This window comes from Pseudomonas parasichuanensis (assembly GCF_021601385.1).
GTDB classification, from domain to species: Bacteria; Pseudomonadota; Gammaproteobacteria; order Pseudomonadales; family Pseudomonadaceae; genus Aquipseudomonas; species Aquipseudomonas parasichuanensis.
The window spans coordinates 54322-67858 of record NZ_BQHO01000026.1 but is presented as its reverse complement, the minus strand read 5'-3'; the positions used below and the strand labels follow the sequence as shown (position 1 = coordinate 67858).

Annotated in this window: 16 protein-coding genes; 5 read left to right on the top strand and 11 right to left on the bottom strand. The window is 65.2% G+C overall.

Features of this window, described 5'->3' with window-relative positions; genetic code table 11:
• Positions 1–10: 10 nt before the first annotated feature.
• Complete coding sequence (locus L6D77_RS19535) at positions 11–454, bottom strand: TadE/TadG family type IV pilus assembly protein (protein ID WP_232884625.1); 444 nt, start codon at positions 452–454, stop codon at positions 11–13.
• A gap of 75 nt (positions 455–529) precedes the next feature.
• Between L6D77_RS19535 and L6D77_RS19530 the strand changes: the two genes are divergently transcribed.
• Together L6D77_RS19530 and L6D77_RS19525 are read left to right on the top strand one after the other, a co-directional pair.
• Positions 530–1000, top strand: coding sequence for an A24 family peptidase (locus L6D77_RS19530; RefSeq protein ID WP_232884626.1), 471 nt, complete (start codon positions 530–532; stop codon positions 998–1000).
• Positions 1001–1104: 104 nt separating this feature from the next.
• A complete protein-coding gene (locus L6D77_RS19525; RefSeq protein WP_236170112.1) occupies positions 1105–1893 on the top strand; it encodes a response regulator in 789 nt (262 codons plus the stop codon).
• A gap of 6 nt (positions 1894–1899) precedes the next feature.
• Here the strand turns inward: L6D77_RS19525 and L6D77_RS19520 are convergent, their stop codons facing one another.
• The 8 genes from L6D77_RS19520 to cpaB are packed head-to-tail and all read right to left on the bottom strand — an operon-like array spanning position 1900 to position 9372.
• A complete protein-coding gene (locus tag L6D77_RS19520; RefSeq protein WP_232884628.1) occupies positions 1900–2166 on the bottom strand; it encodes a DUF3613 domain-containing protein in 267 nt (88 codons plus the stop codon).
• 13 nt (positions 2167–2179) lie between these two features.
• Positions 2180–2881: a tetratricopeptide repeat protein gene (locus L6D77_RS19515; RefSeq protein ID WP_232884629.1), complete on the bottom strand. Its 702-nt coding sequence runs from the start codon at positions 2879–2881 to the stop codon at positions 2180–2182.
• A gap of 11 nt (positions 2882–2892) precedes the next feature.
• Complete coding sequence (locus tag L6D77_RS19510) at positions 2893–3786, bottom strand: type II secretion system F family protein (protein WP_373870603.1); 894 nt, start codon at positions 3784–3786, stop codon at positions 2893–2895.
• Positions 3783–4664 (bottom strand): type II secretion system F family protein, encoded by an 882-nt coding sequence (locus tag L6D77_RS19505; protein ID WP_232884630.1) that lies wholly within the window; start codon positions 4662–4664, stop codon positions 3783–3785. The genes L6D77_RS19510 and L6D77_RS19505 overlap by 4 nt, the downstream gene beginning before the upstream one ends.
• Positions 4661–5917 carry a TadA family conjugal transfer-associated ATPase gene (locus tag L6D77_RS19500; protein ID WP_232884631.1) on the bottom strand — a complete coding sequence of 419 codons (1257 nt, stop codon included), beginning with the start codon at positions 5915–5917 and terminating at the stop codon, positions 4661–4663. Before L6D77_RS19500 ends, L6D77_RS19505 begins: the two co-directional genes overlap by 4 nt.
• Positions 5914–7104, bottom strand: coding sequence for a CpaE/TadZ family protein (locus tag L6D77_RS19495; protein ID WP_232884632.1), 1191 nt, complete (start codon positions 7102–7104; stop codon positions 5914–5916). Before L6D77_RS19495 ends, L6D77_RS19500 begins: the two co-directional genes overlap by 4 nt.
• On the bottom strand, positions 7101–8399 hold the full coding sequence (locus tag L6D77_RS19490; RefSeq protein WP_373870602.1) for a type II and III secretion system protein family protein: 1299 nt from the start codon (positions 8397–8399) through the stop codon (positions 7101–7103). Before L6D77_RS19490 ends, L6D77_RS19495 begins: the two co-directional genes overlap by 4 nt.
• Positions 8400–8418: 19 nt before the next feature.
• Positions 8419–9372, bottom strand: a complete 954-nt coding sequence (cpaB, locus tag L6D77_RS19485) for a Flp pilus assembly protein CpaB (RefSeq protein WP_232884633.1) — start codon at positions 9370–9372, stop codon at positions 8419–8421.
• A gap of 287 nt (positions 9373–9659) precedes the next feature.
• Here cpaB and L6D77_RS19480 point away from each other — a divergent pair, with 287 nt between their 5' ends.
• The 3 genes from L6D77_RS19480 (at position 9660) to L6D77_RS19470 (ending at position 11066) form a co-directional block, all read left to right on the top strand.
• The gene (locus L6D77_RS19480; protein ID WP_232884634.1) at positions 9660–9842 is read left to right on the top strand and encodes a Flp family type IVb pilin; all 183 of its coding nucleotides are present in this window, start codon (positions 9660–9662) and stop codon (positions 9840–9842) included.
• 48 nt (positions 9843–9890) lie between these two features.
• Positions 9891–10298 carry a response regulator gene (locus L6D77_RS19475; RefSeq protein ID WP_232884635.1) on the top strand — a complete coding sequence of 136 codons (408 nt, stop codon included), beginning with the start codon at positions 9891–9893 and terminating at the stop codon, positions 10296–10298.
• A gap of 120 nt (positions 10299–10418) precedes the next feature.
• Positions 10419–11066: an RES family NAD+ phosphorylase gene (locus tag L6D77_RS19470; RefSeq protein WP_232884636.1), complete on the top strand. Its 648-nt coding sequence runs from the start codon at positions 10419–10421 to the stop codon at positions 11064–11066.
• Positions 11067–11090: 24 nt separating this feature from the next.
• Here the strand turns inward: L6D77_RS19470 and L6D77_RS19465 are convergent, their stop codons facing one another.
• Both L6D77_RS19465 and L6D77_RS19460 read right to left on the bottom strand, forming a co-directional pair.
• Entirely contained in the window at positions 11091–11729 is a 639-nt protein-coding gene (locus L6D77_RS19465) for a hypothetical protein (protein ID WP_232884637.1), read from the bottom strand.
• Between the two features lie 108 nt (positions 11730–11837).
• On the bottom strand, positions 11838–13505 hold the full coding sequence (locus L6D77_RS19460; RefSeq protein WP_232884638.1) for a ShlB/FhaC/HecB family hemolysin secretion/activation protein: 1668 nt from the start codon (positions 13503–13505) through the stop codon (positions 11838–11840).
• Positions 13506–13537 lie beyond the last annotated feature (32 nt).

Sequence of the window (13537 nt, the reverse complement as noted above, 5' to 3'; positions counted from 1 at the left end):
AGGCCGCCCGTCACAGTTGCAGGCTCGCCTGGGCCTTAAGGCGCTCAGGCAACTTGGGTACCTCGCCGATCAGCGGCAGCACCAACACCGGCAACACCCGCTCCAGCCGTTCGCGGGGGTAATCGATGGTCACCGTCAGCAGCTTGTCCGCCCCCACCACAACCCGGGTGTCGCCCGCCACGTTGAAACCGAGGGCGGCGGGCATCCAGGCCAATTGGCGGCCAATCACCTGGTGCGCCACGCCTTGCACGTCCAGGGCATAGGTGGCGCTGGACAGGTCGACGGCCACACAACGGCGCACCGCCTCGCTGCTGGCCTGGTTGAACGACTGCAGCATCAGCATCGGCAGGGCATAACTGACCAGCCCATAGAACACCGCGAAAAAAATCATGAAAACCGCGACAAACTCGATGGCTGCCGCGCCTTTTTGCCGTCCCGCCGGGCTTGCTTGCATGTTCGCGTCTACCCTGACTGTGAGACCTGTCTGACAGCATAGAACCGTTCAACGAATAGGGATGGCAATTTGCCAATGCAAAGCATTGTTCTCCTGATGTGGCTTGCCTTGTGCACCGAACAAGATGTCCGTGAACGGCAGATATCCAACGCCCTCACCCTGGGTGTGGCGTCCTGCGCCCTGGCCTGGCTGTTCGCCACCGGCCATACCTGGATCGGCGCCGATGCCAGCGAAGCCGGCTGGGCGCTGGCCATCGTCATGCTGTTGACGTTGCCCGGCTACATGCTTGGCCGTTTCGGTGCCGGCGACGTCAAGTTGATGGCCGCCCTGGCCCTGGCCACCAGCCCGCAGTATGTGCTGGGGACCTTCATCGGTGCCGGCATCACCGTACTGGCCTGGCTGCTGGGCCGGCGCCGCCTGTGGACCCTGCTCAACCCAAAACTTAAAAAACGCCTGCAGAAAATCGCTGAAGACGTCGGCGACAAGCAGCCTTTTGCACCTTATGTACTGGCCGGCTTTCTCCTGACAGCCGTTTGGATCCAATGAAGACTGAGCGCCTGGATAAGGTGTACAGTCCATGTACTTGATTGCAAAGTGCGACTACTTTTTTGTTGCCGGTGCCTGCGGCCCGGGAGCAAGGCCGATACGACATGGAGTTGATCGTGAACAAGTCCGTCAGTGAAGTGAAAGTGCTGGTTGTCGACGACCAGCCGTTGATTGTCGAAGAGTTGTGCGACTGGCTGGAAAGTGAAGGCTATCGCTGCGTCCCGGCCCACTCCACGGACCAGGCCATCGAGCAATACATCGCCGACGAAGCCATCGGCCTGGTGCTGTGCGACCTGCACATGCCCGAGCGCGATGGCATCGAGCTGGTCCGTGCGCTGAAGCAGATCGCCGGCAACCAGCGGCTGTTCGAGGCGATCATGCTGACCGGCCGCGCCGACAAGCAGGATGTGATCCGCGCCCTGCGTGAAGGCTTCGCCGACTACTACCAGAAACCCATGGACCTGAGCGAACTGCTCGAAGGCGTAAGGCGCCAGGAACTCGCCTTGCTCGAGCGCCAGCGCAACTTCCGCGCACTGGGCAACCTCAACCAGCGCCTGCAGGGCCTGGCCGATTCAATCGACGAACTCTACCAGGACCTGGAAAAAGCCCGCGGCCAGGGCGTGCATCGCCGCGCCACGGACATCGAGGAGGCCGAGCCGGAACTGCCGGCGGCGTTCGAGAAACTGTCCCCGCGCCAGATGGAAGTGGCAAAGCTGGTAAGCAAGGGCAAGACCAACTACCAGATCGCCTGCGAGCTGGGCATCACCGAGAACAACGTCAAGCTCTATGTGTCACAGGTATTGCGCCTGACCCACATGCACAACCGCACACAGCTGGCACTGGCACTGGCGCCTCGCTCGTCGCCACTGCACCAGCGTTTCACCACCCATTGACGGCCCTCAACCGCCGTTGTTCGACGAGCTGATCTTGGTCCAGCGATAGAAGTCTGGAATCTCGTACTTGTAGCTGTCCAGCCAGCGCTGCATGGACTGGTCGCGCTCCTTGTCGGTCTGCTGCTGGCGCACCGGCGAGGCCTGCCGATTGCTCGCCTGCACCCGCAACAACGCCTCGGTGGCGGTTTCTGCCCGCGCTTGGCGCGCCGGTTCCTCGGCCTGTGCCAGCAATGGCGTGGCCAGGCAGGCCAGGACAATCCAGGGTTTGAACATGATCACCTCCCGTTCAGTTGATGGCCGCCGTCGGTGTGCTGCGGGCGGCGAGCGGGCCGCGCCCGCTGGCTCTGAGCTGCTGGGCACGGGCCTGGGCTTCGGCGAACTGCTCGGGCTTGAGATGCAAGCGCTTGACCAGGTCCTCGGCCTGGCTCCAGTTGTCCTGCACCAATGACAGGGTCACCAGGTTGACCGCCGGCAACGGGTTGTCATCCTTGAGCTCAAGGGCGGTGAGGAACTCGAAGCGCGCCTGCTCATCGTTGCCCAGCTTCATCTGCACCACGCCCAGGTCGTTGCGCACTTTTTCATCGGTCGGCGCCAGGCGCACCGCGCGCTGCAGGTTGCGCAGGGCCTGGGTGTCGTCGCCTCTGGCTGCGGCTATCTGCCCCAGGCCATGCTCGCCCTCCGCCGCCAGGCAACCACCCAGCAGGCTGCGGTACAGCGGTTCGGCCTCGCTGCGCCCCAGCAGGCGCAGCACCTTGGCCTTGCGCAGGCGCACCTGGTCGAGGGTTTCCGGCAGTTGCTCCAGGTGCGCAAGCCCCGCATGCGGGCGGCCTTCGCCAATCATCTGGTCGGCCATGTCCAGGCTCAGTTGCTGGTCGGCCGCAGGCTTGCCGCAGCTGCCGCCCCCGAGCAGGCGGGCAAGGCCTTCGGGCGGCTGCCCGGCACAACCGGTCAGCAGCACCAGGCCCATCATCAGCATGATCGCTTTCATCCCTCTCCCCCTCAGGATCCCAATGCCCGCGCCAACGCGGAAAAGCCCGGCCCGGCCAGGACGATAAGCAGGGCCGGGAACAGGAACACCATCATCACCGCCGACATCTTCGCCGACATCTTCGACACCCGCTCCTGCAGGCCGGTCAGGCGCCGGTCATCCAGCAGTTCCTTGAGCGCCAGCAACGACTTCATCGAACCACTGCCCTGCACCAGCAACTGCTGGAGGATCACGCAGGTGTCAATGAACTCGTCCACCGCCAGCAGCCGTGCGGTCTTTTCCAGCTCCGGCCCCAGTGCCAGGCCCGAGTCGACCCGCTGCAACACCAGCTGCAACTCGTCGCAGATGTTCGGCACCAGGCTGCGCCCCTCCAGGGCCAGCACGCGCAAGGCCTGCTCCACCGCAAGGCCGGTCTCGAACAGAATGCGCAGCAACGGGATCATCAGGCTGACCTCCTGGGCGATCTTGCGCTGGCGCCGCGCCGCCGCCGCCGCCAGCAGGCGCTTGGGCACCAGGTAGCCGGCCCCCAGTGCACACAGCACCAGCACCGTCCAGTTGCCCCGGCGCTCACCGGGCAAGCCATGCACCATCACCAGCACCAAACCAGTGGCCAGCAGCGGCAGCCCCAGTTGCAGCGCTGCGAACAAGGCCCGTTGCCGGCTTCTGCGCCAGCCCAGGCGATCGAGCAAGACCTGGGCCTCGCCATCGAGCCGCTGCAGGCGCCGCCCCAGCGGGCTGCTGCCCAGCCAGTGCAGCCAGTCGCCCAGCCGTTCGTCAGGGGCCAGGCGGCCCTGCAGGCGCCGCGCCACCCGCTGGCGCGCGCGCAACTGCCGCGCGGCCTGCAACGCCAGCAGGGCGAAGCCGGCCAGCAGGCACAGGGCGCAGAGCAGCCAGGCGCTGTTCACAGGCGCCTCATCATGCGCCACAGCACCAGGCAGCCGATGGCCTGCAGGGCGAAGGCCAGCAGCAGCATCGTCTGCCCATGGCTGTCGCGCCACATGGCCAGCAGGTAACCGGGGTTGGCGAACAGAAAGTAACCGACCATGCCCAACGGCAAGGCCCCCAGGATCCACGCGGTGATTCGGGTTTCGCCGGTCATTGCGCGCAACTGGCGGTCGCCCTGCTCGTGCTCGCGGATCAGCTTGATCAGGTTCTCCATCAGTTCGCTGGCATTACCGCCATGGCGCTGGTTGATGCGCAGGCCCAGGGCGAACAGGCGCAGCTCGTCCTGGCGGTACAATTCGGCCAGCTCGCTGACCGCATCCTCCAGCGGCACGCCCATCCGCACGTTGCGCCGCACCCGCAGCATCGCCGAGTGCAGTGGCTCGCGCGTGCCATCGATACCCCCGAGCACCGCGTCGTTCAAGGTACGCCCGGCTTTGAGGCTGCGCACGCTGTAGTCCAATAACCCAGGCAGTTGCTCGACGATCTGCCGCACCCGTCGGCGGCAGCGCCAACTGAGGTAGGCATAGCCAAGCAAAGGCGGGCAAAACAGCGTCAGCAATGCCGCCACCCATCCCCCGAGCAAACCGGCGACCACCACCAGGCCCAGCCAGGCCAGCAATCCGTGGTGCAGGCCACGCTCATCCGGCGCCAGGCCGGCCCGCTGCAGCAACGGGTCGAGCCAGTCACGCCTGGCGCTGACACTGCGCACCGCGCGGTAGGCCCGCCCCAGGCGCTGCAGGATGCGCTCTTCACCGCGTTTGTGCAGGGCGATGCGCCACAGCAGCAGCGCCATGCCCAGGCACAGTGGCGCCAGTGCCAGCAGCAGCGGGCCGATCACAGCACACCTTCGTGGCGCAGCTTGGCGCCCGCCGGGTGCGGCGCCTCGGTCAGGAACACATCGCCGCCACGCCGGTCGAGGCGGAACAGCGTATTGGTCACATACACGTCGTCGCGCACACCGACCACCTCCAGCACTTCGCTCACACAACGGCGGCCATCGGCCAGGCGGGTCAGCTGGATCACCACATCCAGTGCCGCGCAGATCATCTGTCGCAAGGTCTTCTCGGCTACCTGACGGCCCGTCAGGCCGACCAGGGTCTCCAACCGCAGCAGGGCATCCTGCGCGCTGTTGGCGTGCACGGTGCTCATCGAGCCATCGTGACCGGTGTTCATCGCCGTCATCACATCGACCACTTCGGCACCGCGGATTTCGCCCAGGATGATGCGGTCGGGGCGCATGCGCAGGGCGTTGCGGATCAACTCGCTGGCCTTGATCTCGCCATTGCCTTCGGCGTTGGGCGGGCGGGTTTCCAGGCGCACCACGTGGGGGTGGTGCAGTTGCAGCTCGGCAACATCCTCGATGGTCACCAGCCGCTCCTGGGGCGCGATCATCTGGCTGAGAATGTTGAGCAAGGTGGTCTTGCCGGTGCCGGTGCCACCACTGACAAGGATGTTGCAGCGCCGGCCCACGGCACGTTCGAGGAAGTCGTAGATGGCCTGGTCGATGGCCCGGGTGGCCAGCAGGTCGGCACTCTTGAGCATGTCCTGGCGGAACTTGCGGATCGACAGGCACGGCCCGTCCAGCGCCACCGGCGGGATGATCGCATTGACCCGGCTGCCGTCGGGCATGCGCGCATCGACCATCGGCGACGACTCGTCCAGGCGCCGCCCCAACGGTGCCAGGATGCGCTGCATCACCCGCTGCACATGGTGCGCGTCGATAAAGCGCAGGTCGGTGTGCTGCAGCAACCCACCCCGCTCGACGAATACCCGGTACGGGCCATTGACCAGGATCTCGGTGACACTCGGGTCGCGCAGCAGCACTTCCAGCGGCCCGTAGCCGGTCAGCTCGTCGACGATTTCTTCGGCCAGGCGCTCCATCTCGTAGCGCGACAGGGCCAGGCGCAGGCGCGCCACGTAGTCGCCCACCTGCTCCAGGACGAACTGCGCCAGGGCCGGGCGCGCACCTTCGAGCAAGTTGCGGCCGGTATCTTCGATGGCATCGATGACATGCCGGTGCAGGGCACGCTTGAGCACCTGCGGATCGTTTGCCGCTTGCCGCGGCCCACCAAAGGGTTCTTCGCTGCTCATCGGTTGCTCCACAGGCGGCGCAGCCAGGTGTGGGTGGGGGGCGCCAGGTTTTCCGAGCGCCGCGCCAGGCGCTCGCCGAGCTCACGCAGCGCCTGGCTCAGCGCTTCGCGCGGGGCCAGCTCGAACAGGCTCAGGCCCTGGTTCTTGGCATTCAGGCGCAGCTCCGGGCTGTAGGGCATGACCTTGAGCAGCTTCAAGCCATAACGCTTGGCCAGGGCCTCGGCATCTGGCGCCACATGGCGCATGAAGCGGTCGACCAGCAGGCTGGCATGCTCGAGCTTGATGCCGCGATCGCGCCACTGCTCGAGCAGTTCCAGGTTGCGCCGGCAATCGAGGATGTTCTGGTCGGTGTACAGGATCAGCTTGTCGCAATGGCTGACCAGCGTGCGCAGGGCCTCGCTGTCGGCCTGCCCGGTCAGGTTCAGCACGATGTGCTGGAAGTGCTGGCGCAAGGCACTGAGCAGCATGTACAGCTCGGCGGCGCTGGTCTGCTCCAGCGCCTCGTCGTTGGCGGCGTAGGCGAGAATGCGCAGGCCACCCTTGTCGCGGGTGAAGGCGCTGTCGATCAAGGTGGCGTCGAGCCGACGCAGATGGCGCAAGGCATCACCGAAGTGGAACGACGCCTCCAGCCCCAGCAACGCCAGGCTGTCGCCCCGGGGCAAACCCAGGTCCAGTAGCAAGGTCTGCTGACCACTGTCTTGAACCACCCGCGCCAGGTGGGTGGTCAGCAGCGCACCGTCGGCGCCGCGCTGGGCCCCGTAGAGCACGCTGAGCCCACCCAGGCTGGGGTTGCTGGCCACCGTCGGCAGGCGTTTGCCCAGGCGCCGTACCAGCCCGGCCACCTCGCTGGCGCGCGAACCATAGGCGACGAAATCGCGAGCGCCGGCACGCATGGCATGCAGCACCAACTGGTTGTCCATGCCATCGCCAAGGGCAACGATGGCCAGCATCGGCTTGGCCTCCAGCACCCCTTCGATCAGTGCGCACTGGGCGATCAGCTGCTCGCGGTCGAGGCCGATGAACACCAGGTTGCTGAAGGTCATGTCGACCAGCGCCAGCAGCTCGTCGAGGCTCGGGCCATTGGCACCGATCACCTGCCCCAAGGGTGCCAGGGCGCCCTGCAACCAGTGCAGGTCGTCCTGGTTGCGGGTCAGGGCCAGGTAGGTCTGATTGTGGCTTTCGTTCATCGGGACAACCCGCCTTGGCCATCGAAACTGCCGTTTTCCATGAAGAACAGGCGGCCCCAGCTGGGGTCGTAGGTACGCAGCGCCTCGCCCGGCAGCTCCGGCAGGCGCGCGTCGGCAGCCAACGGCTGGACCAGGTGCGGGGTGACGATCATCAGCAGTTCGGTCTCTTCACGGTTGATCGCCGACTGGCGGAAGAACGCGCCGATGACCGGCAGGCTGCCCAGCCCCGGCAGCTTGTCCACGGCCGAGCGCACGTTGCTGCTGACCAGCCCGCTGATGATGAAACTCTCGCCATCGGCCAGGGAAATGCTGGTGTCGGTGCGCCGCACGCTGAGGGCCGGCACCTGGGTGCCGGCGATGGTCACCGCGTTGCTGTAGTCCAGCTCGCTGACCTCGGGGGCCACCTTGAGGGTGATACGGTTGCGGCTGACCACTGTAGGGGTCAGCGCCAGGCGCACGCCGAACTCCTTGTACTCGATCGAGACGTTGTCGCTGCCGCTGCTGGGCACCGGAATCGGCACCTCGCCGCCGGCCAGGAAGCTTGCGGTCAGGCCGCTGAGCACGGTCAGGCTGGGGCGCGCCAGGGTGTAGGCGAAACCGCTGTTCTCAAGGGCGTTGATCATCGCCAGGAAGCGGCTGCTGCCACCGCCCCAGACGATGTTGAAGACGTTGTTGTCGAGCGGGATGCCCGGCCGCACATCGGCGTAGGTCACCGGGTTGGTGCCGGTCTGGATCCCGGGCACGTAGCCGGGGCGCACGAAGGTGTTGGGGACGGTGCCGGGCGAACCGAACAGGCTGTTGTTGGAACCTTTGAAGAACAACCTGGCGCCGGCTTCCTTGTATTTTTGCCGGCGTACTTCGACGAAGCGGATATCCGCCTGCACCTGGATCGGCAGGCTGTCCTGCCCGGCGGCCGGTTGCGCCACTTCGGCCATGTCGGCACTGGCCCGGCCTTTGACGAACAGCATGGCCCGGTGCGGCCGCGCTGCGCAGTCGGTCCACAGCATCACGCTGGTGGAGCCCTGCCCCACCGAGGTCAACAGCACGGCACGCTCGCCGCTGGGCTGCACATCGGCCACCTTGGGGTCGCCCACCGCAGCGCGGATGACGGCCACCGGCAGGCGCAGCTCTTGCTGCAGGCCCTGGTCCATCTCGATCACCGAAGGCAGTTGGTCGAATGCCGCGCACCCCTTGCCAGCCGCCTGGGCCACCGGCATCAACAGCGGCAGGGCGAGCCACAACAGCCTGGTAAGCCGCGCGGTGCGGCACGGCGTGCAACGCAAAGAACTACGCATGGAATGCATCCTTGCCGGGTCAGGGGGTCTTGTTCGAGTCAGCGGCCTGGGCAGCGCCTCGAATGATCTGCATGGTGGGCACCGCCGCGACCGAGGCCGGGCCGGCCAGCGGTACCTGGGACAGCTGGCTGAAGCGGTAGAGCTCACGGTTGGCGGCGTCCACCTGGGCGCCAGCGTCCTGGCCAGACCAGTAGCGCGCCAGCAACTGCTCATCGGCACTGCGTACTGCCAGGCGCAAGGTGCCGGCCTGAGCGGCCAGCATCAGGCGGCTGGCCAGGGCCTGGGGCACGGCAAGGCCCACGGTGCGGGTGACCGTGCCGCCCATCATCTGCTGCTGGTCACGGCGGGTTTTCTGCTCGTCGACGGTCTGCGCCGGGCGGCCGTCGTTGGCCAGGCCCGTCTGCTGGTCGACGCTGAGCACACGCAGGGCCGGCAGCACCACCTGGGCGGAAGATTGCGGGTTGTTGGTTTCTTCCCGCAGGAACAGCAGCACATCGACATAGTCGCCGGGCCGCAGTTGTCCGGCTGCGCCCACTACATCGTCCACCGCCACCGCCACCGCGCGCTCGTGAGGGCGGATCATCCGCGCCAGCGGGCCACCGGTCTGGAAGCTCGACTCGTCGAGCCAACTGCCGGCCTCCAGCGGCCGTGAACTGCTGCGCCCCAGCACCTGCTCAGGCTGTTGGAAAGCCCCGGCGGGCACCACCTGCAAGCGCTCGACCAGCACGTCGTCAGCGGTCAACGGGGTATTGGCCGGCACTGCCCTGCGCAGCACCAGGATCGGCGTACGCGGCGGTTCCGGAGGTTGTGCGGGGGCCGGGGCAAGGGCGGGAGCCGACGCTTCGGTAGGAGCAACCACGACAGGTGCCGGCGTGGTTTGCGCCGGGCGGCTCAGGCGCAGGCCCCAATAGCCGGCCAGCAATGCTGCCAACAGGAACAGGCCAGCGAGGACCATGGTCAAGCGACTGCTCATTTCCGCACTCCCTGCGCCGGGGACCAATGCTGGCAAAAAGTAACTATTTCGCTATTGCAAGTTAGCGCAGCCCCGTCGAATCGCCATTTGCCGGCCTACGTTTTTTGAGCCATAAGATTGACGCATAAAAAAAACAGTAACTTAGCCTCGCTGATTAAAGTTAATACTTTGGAATTAATGCTTTGTTACATTTGCAGGCTGCCACGGCTTGGCAATCCTGTGATGGCAAAGGGGTGTCACTTTTCAAGCCCCGTGACCGGCGCCGACCGTGCGCAAGGAGATGTGCCATGCTGCTGCACCTGATCATCCTCCACTGCAAGAACTTCCTTCAGCGCAAGGACGGCGCCTCCGGTATCGAGTACGCGGTGATCGCGGCCATGGTCGCGGTGGTACTGGCCGGGTTCGTCACCCCCATCTCGGCCGAAGTGAAAGCGATCATGACCACTATCCAGACCGCGATCACCCAGTAACCCTGCGCTGCGTGCATGCCGATTGATCCAGACCTTCGGGAGCCGACCATGCCGACCTCTTCCTTGCGTCAACAGATCCTGCTGGTCGATGACGAGGAGGAGGCTCTGCTGGAGCTGGCCGAACTGCTGGAAAACCAAGGGTTCTGCTGCCATACCGCCGTTTCGGTGAACACGGCCCTGCAACTGCTCACCCGCCACCCGGATGTCGCTTTGGTGATCACCGACCTGCGCATGCCTGAAGAAAGCGGCATCGGCCTGATCAAGCGCCTGCGCGACCACACCGCCCGCCAGCACCTGCCCGTGATCGTCATGTCCGGGCACGCCGACATGGACGACTGCAGCGATCTGTTGCGCCTGCAGGTGCTCGACCTGTTCCGCAAGCCGATCTACCACGCGCGCCTGCTGGAGACGCTGGACAACCTGTTCCCCAAGCCACTGATGCACGCGGTTAACTAGCGCCTGGCCTGCTAACGAGGCACATCCTGTCACGGCTTCACAGACGACAATCGTCGGGCAGCCCTGCAACAATGGCCGCCCCCCTGCCGGGGCCAAAGCCATCGAGGACTGCCTGCGCCAATGCTCGCCCAAGCACCACGTCAGCTCATCGTAAATGCCATTACCCGTCATGGCCTGCCCATCCAGCGCATTGCCTGCGCCACGCGCGTTTATCGCGTACAGCACTGCGGCTTCGAAAACCCGATCTACTACAACCGCAACTCTGACAGCCGCTACGGCGACCCTCAGTTGGCCATTGGTGTCTGCTATGTGGCGCTCAGTGACATCGTTGCGGTGGCTGAAACCCTCCAGCATGGCCGGGCAGGTAGCGCCAGCCCTGTGCTGCGCAGCGAGATCGCGATGCTGGCCCTGCATGAGTTGAAGGCCATCCGGGAGCTTGTCGTGGTCGATGCTGGCGCACTGGCCCGCAATGCTGGCAACACTTTGCAGGCGATCGTGGCGTCGAAAGGGCAAGGCAACGTGGGCTATCTCTATACCCAACTGCTCAGCGACGAACTCATGCGCCATGCCGCACAGGTGGACGGCATCCTCTATCCCTCGCAGGCCTACCCCATCACCGGGAGCCTCGCTGGCTGCAACCTGGTGCTGTTCGAAGGGCGAGGTGACCAGTTGGCAGCCTTGAGCTACCGAGCGCTGGATGATCTGCTACTGAGCACTGACGAAACCGTCGGCGAAGTGCTCTTGCGAATGCAGGTGGCGGTGCAATAGAAAACCGGCCCGCAGGCCGGTTTGTCATTTGCCCATGCTCAAGCGATTGCCAAAGTCGCGAACGATGATGGCGAATGCACCGGGTTCATCGAGCAAGTGGTAGCGAGGGAGCTCGTTGGGCGCCTGCCCAGGGTTGGAGTAGTCCATGCTCTCGAGCAGGAAGCCGAGCAGCAGGTTCACTTGCGCTGCATCCCGTGGCTGGACAGCCACAGCCTGTACCAGCTTCGCCACCTGGGGCAATGCCGCATTGTCGACGAACTGGAAAGCCGGATAGTGCTTGCGCGCCCCTTCGCTATAAGCCAGCACCTGACCTTGCAGCACCCGCTTGTTCAAGGCCTGGCGGGTGATACCGAGTATCGCGCAGACGGTCTTGGAGTCGAGTAGTTCATAACCCTGGCCGATCTGCTCGAAAGCCAGCGCCTTGCCCTTGGCATAGGCAATCTGGTTCCGCACCTTGGGGCTGCGTGGCTGTCGGTCAAGGCGTGTCAAGGCGGCCTGCAAAGCCTCGAAATAGTTGCGCTCGGAATCACCCTCGGCCAGTGCCGCCAGTTGGGGTTGGGACAACTGCTCGAGGAATTGCTCGAAGCCTAGCAATAGCGCAGTTTTGGTCGCCTCGGATGCGGCATGGGACAGACAGGCGGCGCTGGCTTCGGCGACTTTCATGGCGTGGCCTCATCAGTGGCGAGGTATCAATGCCCATCAGCCTATAGCGGCACCGACCCTGCGTCAACCCGTCAACCCGTCAACCCGTCAACCCGTCTACCTGTCACATCAGAGCGGATAGCTGAAGCTGAGGTTCAACCGTGGCCGCCGGTTGAGGCTATCCAAGGCGATGTCCGACATCGGCTTGGCCACCTCGACGGCGAAGTTGTAGCTGTGTCTATCACCTAAGCGCAGGCCGACAGCTACGGAGGACATATGCGCCGATTGCACATCCAGCTTGTTGAACCAGGCCCGCGCAACATCGAGCACGGCATACGGCTGCAGCACCCGAAGCAGATCACCTTCATGCCTGAAACTGTAGTTGAGCTCGTAGGCCAGCCCCCAGCCTTTGTCACCGCTGGCCTGGTCCCGAGGGTAGCCGCGGCCGAAGTTCTGCCCGCCGAACACTTCCCGTTCGCTGTCGGGCAGGTTGTCGTTGCTCCAGTAACCCGCTGCCGAAGCCACACCCTGCCAGTTGTCGGTGAAGTCGTCGCTCTGCAGGCCTGACAAGCGCAGGCGCAAGAAATCCAGGTCGTAGCCGGCATTGCTGCGCGCACCGAAATGGTCCAGCCCCTGGTACACCCCGCCGCTCACGATGCGCAGGCGCCGGGCCTGCAGCTTGCGCCAATCGGCCTCAAACGACAGCGCGCGGACACTAGTCTCGCTGCCCGTCTGAAAGGGCGCGCGCGCGCCCTGGTAGTCGATACGGTCCTTGACCATGTAGAGGCGCCCTACCGCCTCCAGCCACTCGTTTGCCGAGACGATCAGCGGCTGGCTCAGGCCAAGTGAATAGCGCTCGCTATCCCGCTGCTGGGTCAAGTCGCTGCCCTTGTCCAGGCGAATCCGCGTGTGCGGATCACTGCGATAACGCGAAGCTGACAGCTGCAGTTGCGAGCCCCCACTGTCGACGAACTGGGCGTAATCCAGGCGATAGTAGTGCACCTCGTCCTCGCCCGGCGGTACCAGCACGTTGGTGCTCAGCTGCTCGGCGAAACGGGTCTGGGCGTTGCTGCTGACACCCAGCAGTGCCTGCGGGTCATCGCGGCTGCTGTCGTTGAGGTGGACAGTGCTGGTGAACGGCTTGCGCGAGACCCGAACAACCATGTGCGCGCCACCTTCGGCGTCAGCCGGTGCCAGGACCTGCGCCTGGGCGGTGACACCGGGGATGCGGCCGATCAGGCCGGTATAGCGCTCCAGGCTTGCGCGGGTCAGTGGCCGCTCGGCCCTGAGTTTATCCAGCAGTTGGGCCAGGTAGGCGCGCGCGGGGCCGATGTCGCCCTCGACCTGGTAATCGTGAATGTAGCCTTCCACCAGCACCACCCGCACCCGCCCCTCGCTGAGATCCTGGGGCGGCAGGAAGGCGTACGAAAGCAGGTAGCCGTCCTGCTGATAGCGCTGGGTGAGGCGGCCAGTCAACTCGGCCAGTTCGCCCAGGCTGACCAGCCGGCCGATCACCGGCTGGTAGTGTTCGCGCAAGTCGCTCAAGGGGTAGACGGTGCCCCCTTCGAAACGCACCTTGTGCACCAGCACCGGTGTGCTCATCGACAGCTCTGGCTGCTGCACCGAGCCCGGTGCGGGCAGTTGCAGCACAGGCATGGCGGGACGGTAGGCATCCACCGGCAGGTTTGGCGTGGGCAGGAGGGCTTCGATTTGGCTGCTGTCGAGGAAGCCCGGCAGCGGGGCGGCGCGCACCATGCAGCCCCAGCACACCAGTAACATCACCAGCAGTGGACGCATGCGGACGCTCCGTGATCCCGAGGGTACCGGGG

What these genes read in the sequence shown, in the direction of transcription:
- L6D77_RS19535 (WP_232884625.1), bottom strand. Translation starts at nt 454, where the DNA reads ATGCAAGCAAGCCCGGCGGGACGGCAAAAAGGCGCGGCAGCCATCGAG.
- L6D77_RS19530 (WP_232884626.1), top strand. Translation starts at nt 530, where the DNA reads ATGCAAAGCATTGTTCTCCTGATGTGGCTTGCCTTGTGCACCGAACAA.
- L6D77_RS19525 (WP_236170112.1), top strand. Translation starts at nt 1,105, where the DNA reads ATGGAGTTGATCGTGAACAAGTCCGTCAGTGAAGTGAAAGTGCTGGTT.
- L6D77_RS19520 (WP_232884628.1), bottom strand. Translation starts at nt 2,166, where the DNA reads ATGTTCAAACCCTGGATTGTCCTGGCCTGCCTGGCCACGCCATTGCTG.
- L6D77_RS19515 (WP_232884629.1), bottom strand. Translation starts at nt 2,881, where the DNA reads ATGAAAGCGATCATGCTGATGATGGGCCTGGTGCTGCTGACCGGTTGT.
- L6D77_RS19500 (WP_232884631.1), bottom strand. Translation starts at nt 5,917, where the DNA reads ATGAGCAGCGAAGAACCCTTTGGTGGGCCGCGGCAAGCGGCAAACGAT.
- L6D77_RS19495 (WP_232884632.1), bottom strand. Translation starts at nt 7,104, where the DNA reads ATGAACGAAAGCCACAATCAGACCTACCTGGCCCTGACCCGCAACCAG.
- L6D77_RS19490 (WP_373870602.1), bottom strand. Translation starts at nt 8,399, where the DNA reads ATGCGTAGTTCTTTGCGTTGCACGCCGTGCCGCACCGCGCGGCTTACC.
- cpaB (WP_232884633.1), bottom strand. Translation starts at nt 9,372, where the DNA reads ATGAGCAGTCGCTTGACCATGGTCCTCGCTGGCCTGTTCCTGTTGGCA.
- L6D77_RS19480 (WP_232884634.1), top strand. Translation starts at nt 9,660, where the DNA reads ATGCTGCTGCACCTGATCATCCTCCACTGCAAGAACTTCCTTCAGCGC.
- L6D77_RS19475 (WP_232884635.1), top strand. Translation starts at nt 9,891, where the DNA reads ATGCCGACCTCTTCCTTGCGTCAACAGATCCTGCTGGTCGATGACGAG.
- L6D77_RS19470 (WP_232884636.1), top strand. Translation starts at nt 10,419, where the DNA reads ATGCTCGCCCAAGCACCACGTCAGCTCATCGTAAATGCCATTACCCGT.
- L6D77_RS19465 (WP_232884637.1), bottom strand. Translation starts at nt 11,729, where the DNA reads ATGAAAGTCGCCGAAGCCAGCGCCGCCTGTCTGTCCCATGCCGCATCC.
- L6D77_RS19460 (WP_232884638.1), bottom strand. Translation starts at nt 13,505, where the DNA reads ATGCGTCCACTGCTGGTGATGTTACTGGTGTGCTGGGGCTGCATGGTG.